Source organism: Halopseudomonas aestusnigri (assembly GCF_002197985.1).
Taxonomy (GTDB): Bacteria; Pseudomonadota; Gammaproteobacteria; order Pseudomonadales; family Pseudomonadaceae; genus Halopseudomonas; species Halopseudomonas aestusnigri.
This window is the reverse complement of record NZ_NBYK01000006.1, coordinates 103,125-112,233: the sequence shown is the minus strand read 5'-3', so window position 1 is coordinate 112,233 and position 9,109 is coordinate 103,125. Positions and strand designations below refer to the sequence as shown.

8 protein-coding genes are annotated in these 9,109 nt (G+C 62.4%); 2 read left to right on the top strand and 6 right to left on the bottom strand.

Annotation, left to right across the window (positions count from 1 at the left end):
- Positions 1-204: 204 nt before the first annotated feature.
- The 5 genes from B7O88_RS10670 to B7O88_RS10650 all read right to left on the bottom strand — a co-directional run bounded on the left by B7O88_RS10670 (position 205) and on the right by B7O88_RS10650 (position 6,087).
- On the bottom strand, positions 205-1,287 hold the full coding sequence (locus B7O88_RS10670) for a 5-(carboxyamino)imidazole ribonucleotide synthase (RefSeq protein WP_088275859.1): 1,083 nt from the start codon (positions 1,285-1,287) through the stop codon (positions 205-207).
- 10 nt (positions 1,288-1,297) lie between these two features.
- Positions 1,298-1,789, bottom strand: coding sequence for a 5-(carboxyamino)imidazole ribonucleotide mutase (purE, locus tag B7O88_RS10665; protein ID WP_088275953.1), 492 nt, complete (start codon positions 1,787-1,789; stop codon positions 1,298-1,300).
- Positions 1,790-1,953: 164 nt separating this feature from the next.
- Entirely contained in the window at positions 1,954-2,661 is a 708-nt protein-coding gene (locus B7O88_RS10660) for a carbonic anhydrase (protein WP_088275857.1), read from the bottom strand.
- Between the two features lie 111 nt (positions 2,662-2,772).
- On the bottom strand, positions 2,773-4,584 hold the full coding sequence (gene oadA / locus B7O88_RS10655; protein ID WP_088275856.1) for a sodium-extruding oxaloacetate decarboxylase subunit alpha: 1,812 nt from the start codon (positions 4,582-4,584) through the stop codon (positions 2,773-2,775).
- Positions 4,585-4,671: 87 nt separating this feature from the next.
- Complete coding sequence (locus B7O88_RS10650; RefSeq protein WP_088275855.1) at positions 4,672-6,087, bottom strand: acetyl-CoA carboxylase biotin carboxylase subunit; 1,416 nt, start codon at positions 6,085-6,087, stop codon at positions 4,672-4,674.
- A gap of 222 nt (positions 6,088-6,309) precedes the next feature.
- Between B7O88_RS10650 and B7O88_RS10645 the strand changes: the two genes are divergently transcribed.
- Positions 6,310-7,260: a LysR family transcriptional regulator gene (locus tag B7O88_RS10645; RefSeq protein ID WP_088275854.1), complete on the top strand. Its 951-nt coding sequence runs from the start codon at positions 6,310-6,312 to the stop codon at positions 7,258-7,260.
- Here B7O88_RS10645 and B7O88_RS10640 read toward each other — a convergent pair.
- Positions 7,254-7,460, bottom strand: a complete 207-nt coding sequence (locus tag B7O88_RS10640) for a PA3496 family putative envelope integrity protein (protein ID WP_088275853.1) — start codon at positions 7,458-7,460, stop codon at positions 7,254-7,256. The two genes, B7O88_RS10645 and B7O88_RS10640, sit on opposite strands and share 7 nt — an antisense overlap.
- Positions 7,461-7,555: 95 nt before the next feature.
- Between B7O88_RS10640 and B7O88_RS10635 the strand changes: the two genes are divergently transcribed.
- Positions 7,556-8,662, top strand: coding sequence for a sugar diacid recognition domain-containing protein (locus B7O88_RS10635; protein WP_088275852.1), 1,107 nt, complete (start codon positions 7,556-7,558; stop codon positions 8,660-8,662).
- Positions 8,663-9,109 lie beyond the last annotated feature (447 nt).

Sequence of the window (9,109 nt, the reverse complement as noted above, 5' to 3'; positions counted from 1 at the left end):
TAAAAGGCGAAAGGCGAGCAAGAAAGCGGCGTAGTGAGCGAGCCAACGGTGCGGTGGTGTTGGTCGCACGGCCACGGCGTGCCGTGGCCCTACACGAGGGGCGTGTCCTTGCCGCCGGTACAGGAGCCATCGGCAAACTTTGCTGCAAGCAAAAAAAGCGCAACACCCAGTGCTGCGCCTTTCTCGTTTATCCCGCCAGCAAACTTATTTGCCGATCAGCGTCTCAACTTCGGCAATACGCGCTTTCAGCGTCGCCATATCCGCGCAGCGCAGCGTCGCGTGGCCGACTTTGCGACCGGCCTTGAAGGCCTTGCCGTAGTGGTGCAGATGGCAGTGCTCAATGGCAGCAACGGCGTCGACGGCGGGGACTTCGCCGATAAAGTTCAGCATCGCGCTTTCACCGACCTTGGCGGTCGAGCCCAGCGGCAGGCCGGCGATGGCGCGCAGGTGGTTTTCGAACTGGCTGCACTCGGCGCCTTCGATTGTCCAGTGGCCGGAGTTGTGTACGCGCGGGGCGATCTCGTTGGCTTTCAGGCCGCCGTCGACCTCGAAGAATTCGAATGCCAGCACGCCGACGTAGTCCAGCTTGTCGAGCACGCGGCCAACGTAGTCTTCGGCCAGTGCCTGCAACGGATGATCGGTACTGGCGATCGACAGCTTGAGGATGCCGTTTTCGTGGGTGTTGTGCACCAGCGGGTAGAAGCGGGTTTCCCCGTTGCGGGCACGTACGGCAACCAGCGACACCTCGCCGGTGAAGGGCACAAAACCTTCCAGAATGCAGGGCACGCTGCCCAGTTCGGCGAAGGCGCCAACCACGTCTTCGGGGTGGCGCAGGACTTTCTGGCCCTTGCCGTCATACCCCAGAGTGCGGGTTTTCATCACCGCCGGCAGGCCGATGCGCTTGACCGCAGCATCGAGGTTGTCCTGCGACTGGATGTCGGCAAACTCGGGGGTCGGGATGCAGAGGTCCTGAAACATCGACTTTTCAAACCAGCGGTCGCGAGCGATACGCAGCGATTCGGCGTTCGGGTAGACCGGGACGAACTGCGAGAGGAAGGCGACGGTTTCGGCCGGGACGCTTTCGAACTCGAAGGTCACCACGTCGACTTCTTCGGCCAGCTGGCGCAGGTGATCGGTATCGCTGTAGTCGGCGCGGATGTGCTCACCGAGGGCCTGGGCGCAGGCATCCGGGGCCGGGTCGAGAAACGCGAACTGCTGGCCGAGCGGGGTGCCGGCCAGTGCCAGCATGCGACCCAGTTGTCCACCACCGATGACGCCGATCTTCATATCCGATTCCTCAAGCCTGACGCGGGTCTGGGTTGTTCAACACGTTGTCGGTCTGCTGGGTGCGGAATTCCTGCAGCGCCTTGCTGAACTGCGGGTGCTTGCCACCGAGAATGCTGGCCGACAGCAGCGCTGCGTTGACCGCACCGGCCTTGCCGATGGCCAGAGTGGCGACCGGAACGCCGGCCGGCATCTGCACGATGGACAGCAGCGAATCGACACCGGAGAGCATGGAGGACTGCACCGGCACGCCGAGCACCGGCAGGTGAGTCTTGGCCGCGCACATGCCCGGCAGGTGGGCTGCGCCGCCGGCGCCGGCGATGATCACTTCGATGCCGCGATCGGCCGCTTCTTCAGCGTATTGGAACAGCAGATCAGGGGTGCGGTGGGCGGAAACCACCTTCACTTCGTAGGGAATGCCCAACTGTTCAAGCATGTCGGCCGTATGGCTCAGGGTGGACCAGTCGGACTTGGAGCCCATGATCACGCCAACCAGTGCGGTCATCTGTAGTGCCTCGCTCATCAGGGCCGCCTCGGCGGCAGAAACCAACAAGCCACGGCAGCGGACTGGCGTGGCTTGCTTGGAGAGTGCAGACCCCGTGGGGTCTGCCGCTAAACAGACGGCGCAGTATACCCGTAATTGGGCAAATGCAGTAATGCGCCTGTCGGTTAGCTGGCGTTGCGGCCGGGGTAGCGCGCGCGCGGTGTGGCCATCGGCAGCGGGCCTTCGCCGATCTGGCGAAACTCGTTGGTTTCCGAGTCGTAGGCGCGAATGTGCGCGGTCTCGATGTCGTACACCCAGCCGTGAATGAACAGTTCGCCGCGGGCCAGTCGCGAAGCCACCGAGGGGTGGGTGGCCAGGTGCTGCAGCTGGGCGATTACGTTCTCTTCGGTCATCATGGCCAGCTTGTTGTCGCAGCAGTCGCAGTTGTCTTCGACCACGATTTTGGCAACCTCGGCGTGACGCAGCCAGGCCTTGACGGTCGGCAGCGAGTCGAGAGTTTCCGGATTCAGTACCGCCTTCATCGCACCGCAGTCGGAGTGGCCGCAGATAATGATGTGCTGCACGTTGAGCGCGAGTACCGCGAACTCTATGGCGGTCGACACGCCGCCCATCATCTGGCCGTAGGGTGGTACCACATTGCCGACGTTACGGGAGACGAACAGGTCGCCCGGCGCACTCTGGGTGATCAGCTCCGGCGCCACGCGCGAATCGGCGCAGGTAATGAACATGGCACGCGGCACCTGCTCGTGCGCCAGCTTCTTGAACAGCTCCTGCTGTTCCGGGTAGACCTCGTTACGAAAGCGGTTGAAGCCGTCGACGATCTGCTTGAGGGCTTCTTCGGCGCTTTCGTTGCGTCTGGAATCTTTATTCATGTCGCAGTCTCAATCCTTGGTTGGGCTGAACGGTAGACGATCAGTTTCCCGGTCACGACACCGACGCCGTTGCAGCGCTGCTCGCAGCGCCGCAACGGTACCCGTGTGGTGTCAGGCCTCAATCTCGATCAGGATCTCGCCCGGATTGACGCGATCACCCTTGGCGACGTTGACCGCCCTGACGGTCCCGGCGATGGCCGCCTGGATTTCGCTTTCCATCTTCATGGCTTCGCTGACCAGTACGGCCTGGCCGGCCTTGACGCTGTCGCCGACCTTGACCAGCACGTCAACCACGTTGCCCGGCATGCTGGTAGTCACGTGGCCCGGTTCGCTGGCCTGCTTGCGCTTGCTGCTACCCTCGCCAACGAAGGCGTTCAGCGGCTCGAACACCACTTCTTCCGGCATGCCGTCGAGGCTCAGGTAGAAGTGACGCTTGCCGTCGCCCTTGACGCCGACGCCGGTGATATCGACGCGGTAGGACTCGCCGTGAACATCAATGATGAACTCGGTCGGTACGCCTTCGCTGGCGGCAGCCGGAGCGCCCTGGCCGGGCGCCGGCAGCAGTTGCTCGGGCTTCAGGGTGCCGGCTTCACGTTCTTCGAGGAACTTGCGGCCAATGTCCGGGAACATGGCGAAGGTCAGCACATCCTCTTCCGACTTGGCCAGCGCGCCGACTTCGCTGCGCAGGCGGTCCATTTCCGGCTTGATCAGATCGGCCGGGCGGACGTCGATGACTTCTTCGCCGCCAATGGCCTGACGACGCAGCTTCTCGTTGACGGTACCCGGTGCCTGACCGTAGCGGCCCTGCAGGTAGAGCTTCACCTCGTTGGTGATGGTCTTGTAGCGTTCGCCAGCCAGCACGTTGAATACCGCCTGGGTGCCGACGATCTGCGAGGTCGGGGTCACCAGCGGCGGGAAGCCGAGGTCCTCACGCACGCGCGGGATTTCCGCGAATACGTCCTGGATGCGATCCAGTGCGCCTTGTTCCTTCAGCTGGTTGGCCAGGTTGGACATCATGCCGCCCGGGACCTGGTTGACCTGCACGCGGGTATCCACGCCGGTGAAGTCGCTCTCGAACTGGTGGTACTTCTTGCGCACGGCGTGGAAGTACATGCCGATTTCCTGCAGCAGCTCCAGATCCAGACCGGTGTCGTACGGGGTGCCTTTCAGCGCGGCAACCATCGACTCGGTGCCCGGGTGACTGGTGCCCCAGGCCATGGACGAGATAGCGGTGTCGATGTGGTCGGCACCGTTCTCGATCGCCTTGAGCTGGCACATGGCGGCCAGGCCGGCGGTGTCGTGCGAGTGAATGAACACCGGCAGATCGAGCTCGGCTTTCAGCGCCTTGACCAGATCGCCGGTGGCGAACGGGGTCAGTAGACCGGCCATGTCCTTGATGGCGATGGAATCGATGCCCATCGCTGCCATGTCCTTGGCCTGCTGCACGAAGGTTTCAACCGTATGCACCGGGCTGGTGGTATAGGCGATGGTGCCCTGGGCGTGCTTGCCGGCCGCCTTGACCGCTTCGATGGCGACCTTGAGGTTGCGTACGTCGTTCATGGCATCAAAGATGCGGAATACGTCGATACCGTTCTCGGCTGCCTTGGCGACGAAGGCGCGAACCACGTCGTCGCTGTAGTGACGGTAGCCAAGCAGGTTCTGGCCACGCAGCAGCATTTGCAGGCGGGTGTTCGGCAGCGCCTTGCGCAGGGTGCGCAGACGTTCCCACGGATCTTCTTTCAGAAAGCGGACGCAGGCGTCAAAGGTCGCGCCGCCCCAGACTTCCAGCGACCAGTAGCCGACCTGATCCAGCTTGTCGCAGATCGGCAGCATGTCTTCGGTACGCAGACGGGTGGCCAGCAGGGACTGGTGGGCGTCGCGCAGGATGGTATCGGTAACGGTGATTTTGCGTGTGTTGCTCATTTTCTGTTCCTCATCAGCTGCAAGCTTCAAGCGCCAAGCTGCAAGCGGTGTGTCTTGTCGCTTGCGGCTTGAAGCTTGCCGCTAGTGTCATAGTCCGGCGTGGGCGGCAATCGCGGCTGCGATGGCGAGCGCCAGTTCCTCGGGTTTGCGTTTGATCGAGTAGTTCAGCAGCTCGGGGTGGGCTTCCACGAAGCTGGTGTTGAACACGCCGGAGCGGAACTCGGCATTACGCAGGATTTCCTGGTAGTACGGGGTCGTGGTCTTGACCCCCTGCAGGCGCATGTCATCCAGCGCACGCAGGCCGCGGTCGAGCGCCTCTTCCCAGGTCATGGCCCAGACGATGAGCTTGAGACACATGGAGTCGAAGTTCGGCGGAATGGTGTAACCGGTGTAGATCGCGGTATCGACCCGCACGCCCGGACCGCCCGGTGCGTAGTAGCGGGTAACCTTGCCGAAGGAGGGGAAGAAGTTGTTCTTCGGGTCCTCGGCGTTGATCCGGAACTGGATCGCAAAGCCCTGGTGCTGGATGTCTTCCTGCTTGATCGACAGCGGCAGGCCTGAGGCGATGCGGATCTGCTCGCGGACGATGTCGACGCCGGTGATCTGCTCGGTAATGGTGTGCTCGACCTGAACCCGGGTATTCATTTCCATGAAATACACTTCGTCGTCGGCCAGCAGGAATTCGACGGTGCCGGCGTTCTCGTAACCAACTGCCTGCGCGGCCTTGACCGCCAGATCACCGATGTAGGCGCGCTGTTCCGGGGTCAGCTGCGGGCTGGGCGCGATCTCGATCAGCTTCTGGTTGCGGCGCTGGATCGAGCAGTCGCGCTCGAACAGGTGCACGGTGTTGCCGAAGCTGTCGGCGAGAATCTGCGCTTCGATGTGTTTCGGGTTGACGATGCACTTCTCGAGGAAGACTTCTGCGCTGCCGAAGGCCTTGGTGGCCTCGGAGATGACCCGCGGGTAGGCCGATTCCAGCTCTTCGCGATTGTTGCAACGACGAATACCGCGACCACCACCACCGGACGTTGCCTTGAGCATCACCGGGTAACCGACGCGCTCGGCTTCGCGCAGCGCCTCGTCAAGATCTGCCAGATTGCCTTCGGTGCCGGGGGTGACCGGTACGCCGGCGGCAATCATGCTGCGGCGCGCCTCGGTCTTGTCGCCCATGCGGGTAATCACATCGGCGGCCGGGCCGATAAACTTGATGCCGCGCTCGGCACAGATCTTTGCCAGTTCAGCGTTCTCGGACAGGAAGCCGTAGCCTGGGTGCAGGGCGTCACAGCCGGTTTCTACCGCCAGGTTAACCAGCTGGCGCGGGTTCAGATAACCGGCCAGCGGGTCGCTGCCGACGTTGTAGGACTCGTCGGCGCGTTTGACGTGCAGGGCATAGCGGTCGGGATCGGTGTAGACCGCAACCGAGGTGATGCCCATCTCCGCGCAAGCGCGGACGATGCGAACGGCAATCTCGCCCCGGTTGGCAATCAGAATTTTCTTGATCACGTACGCGTTCCTCGTGTGGGTGATCGAGTGGATGCGGTGAACAGGTTGCGTACCGCGACCGGAATGCGTGGTTCCGGTGCGACACATTGCAAAATGTTTCCCGGCTACCCTAAGCGGACGCCTCTATTCTGTGAAATGAATAATACTTGGCTTATATATAAGTCATTGCTTATATATACTGTGGCCATGCAAAGCTGCTCCGTTCATCAAGGCTAGACCATCATGCGCAAATCTTTGCTGCGAATGACCCTGCGCCAGTTGCAGGTGTTCCGCGCGGTGTGCGAACACCGCTCCTACAGCCGTGCGGCCGAAACCATGGCACTGACCCAGCCGGCGGTCAGCCTGCAGATTCGCCAGCTTGAAGAACAGGTCGGTCTGCCGTTGTTCGAATATGTCGGCCGCAAGCTGTACCTGACCGAGGCTGCGGAGTCGCTGCTGGAGACCTCTGCTGACATCTTTGATCGGCTGGAAAGCCTGGATATGAACCTGTCGACGCTGGAAGGCAGCCTGCGTGGCGAGTTGCGCCTGGCGGCGGCGAGCAGTGTGCAGTACGTGCTGCCACATCTGCTGGCGGCGTTTCGTCAGCGCTATCCGCAGGTCACCTTTCGACTGGACGTCACCAGCCGGGCACAGATCATTCAGCGTCTGGCCGACAACCGCGATGATCTGGTGATTATGGGACTGGTGCCGGCGGATCGCGCGTTGGAGTTCTTTCCATTTCTGAACAACCCGATCGTGGCGGTGGTGCGGCCGGATCACCCGCTCGCGCGGCAGAGTCAGATTCCACTGGCTAGACTGGAAGAGGAAATGGTCCTGCAGCGCGAGAGCGGCTCGGGCATCCGCAAGGCCTGTGACGAATTTCTTCAGCTCAAGCGGGTACATCTGGGCCAGACCATGCAGCTCGGGTCGACCGAGGCCCTGGTGCAGGGCGCAATTGCCGGGCTGGGGGTGGCGCTGGTGCCGGGGCATGCAGCGGCGGCCTGGATACGACAGGGGGAACTGGTCTGTCTCAATATCAGCGAATTGCCGCTCAAGCGCAGCTGGTGTGCGGTGCATGCCCGGGGCAAGCGCCTGAGCCCGGTGGCAGAGGCCTTCCTCGCCTTTTTGCGCGAGGAGAAGGCGCTGATCCGGCAGTTGGCAGAACCCTTCGAACCGTCGCCTGCGACTCAGTAGAGGCGCTGCGAACGATGAAAATCGGTCTGGCCGAGCAGTTCGGGGAAGTCGCTGAAGGAGGCCTGCAGGGCCTGGCTTTCTCGATAGGCCTCGATCGCGCGGCGATAGGCCATGCGCTTCTTGTCTTCGTTGCGACGGCGTTCGCGGCGCTGGTCCGCTGCGGAGTTGAAGTCACCTGCAAATTCCGGATCAAAGGCCATGTTGGCATCTCCCGAGTCAGTGGTGTTCTGGCTTCACGGAGTCAGCATGGCCTCAGAGCATGACGCGGTGATGACAGCCGCTGAGGAGCACGAGCATGTTTGAACTGGACCGTCATCTGGCCCAGGACATCGTCAATCGAGCGATGGCTATCCTGCCGTACAACGTCAATGTGATGGATCGTCAGGGAGTGATCATCGGCAGCGGCGATGCCGAGCGCATCGACAGCCGGCACGAGGGCGCCCAACTGGTACTCGCCAACCAGCGGGTAGTGGCGCTGGACGAGCAGGCGGCAGCCTGTCTGCAGGGCGTCAAACCCGGTATCAACCTGCCGTTGCTGCACGGTGGAAGGCTGGTTGGCGTGCTGGGTATTACCGGTGATCCGGAGCAGGTCAGGCCGTTTGCCGAGCTGCTGCGCATGACCGCCGAGATGCTGGTCGAACAGCGCGTGTTGCAGGCAGAGCAGCACTGGCGCGGTCAGCAGCAGGAGGCCTGGCTGGTCAATCTGCTGGAGCGCGGCTACCCGGTAGCCAGTCTGGAGGAGGATGCGGAACGCCTGCGCATGCGCTGGAAATGGCCGCTGCAGTGCTGTCTGCTGTGCCTGGCTACAGAAAGCGATCATCAGCATTCCCAAGGGCAACTGGTAACGCTGATGCGTGCCCGTCACCCGCACGACATCATTCTTCCGCTCGGGCTGCACGAGGTCCTTTGGTTACGCAGTGGCAAGCCGCAACCTCCGCGCCGCAGCTGGCTGGAGCAGGCCGATCAGCGGGGCTGGCCGGTGGGTCGAGTGCTGCTGGCCGAGGCGGTCACGTCGCTGGCGGATCTGCGCGAGGCGACCGAGGCTCTGATCAGTCTGCGCGATTATGTTCAGGAGATGCGGGTATCCGAGCGTATGGTCAGTCTGGCCGACAATCGGCTGGCAGTGCTGCTCCATCAACAGCAGGGCAGCTGGACAGTGCAGCAACTGCTGGCGCCGATTCAGCCGCTGCGCCGGGCCGATGGCAATGGTCAACTGGTCGCCACCCTGCGCAGCTGGTTGCAGCACAATGGCCATACTCAGGCCTGCGCCGAGCAGCTGCAGGTGCATCGCAATACCCTGCGCTACCGGCTGGACCGGATTGCCGAGATTACCGGGCTGGATCTGGATCGGATGACGGATCGGATGCTGTTGAGTATCGGGTTGGCGTTGTTTCCGGAGTAGCTGGGCTGCTGCTGCTCCGTTGATGATCGTTCCCTCGCTCCTGCGTAGGAACGCCTGCATGGACGCTCTGCGTCCGGTTTGGTGTTGTCTTTCTTGCTGGGTTTTTGCCTGATAACTCGCTTTTCGCCTTTTACGGCGAGCCAAGGGGGGCCGCTTGCCCGGCCCCCCCAGGGGAAGCGCTAACCCACTCCACACGCACTCTGCTAGCGCTCAAGCATGTAGATGCAAGGCGCGATGTGCAGCCAATAGTGGTTCTATTGGCAAGCAGCGCAACGCAGTCAGATGCATGCTTGAGCGCTAGCCCTGCGGGGCGCTCAGGCCGGTCCGCACTCTGCGTTGTGATTTCTCGACAGGTCCCGACATGCCTTCGAAACCACGCCTTGATTGCGGACCGGCCTGAACGCCAGAGGGCATGTGGAGTGGGTTAGCGTTTCCCTGAATCCCCCC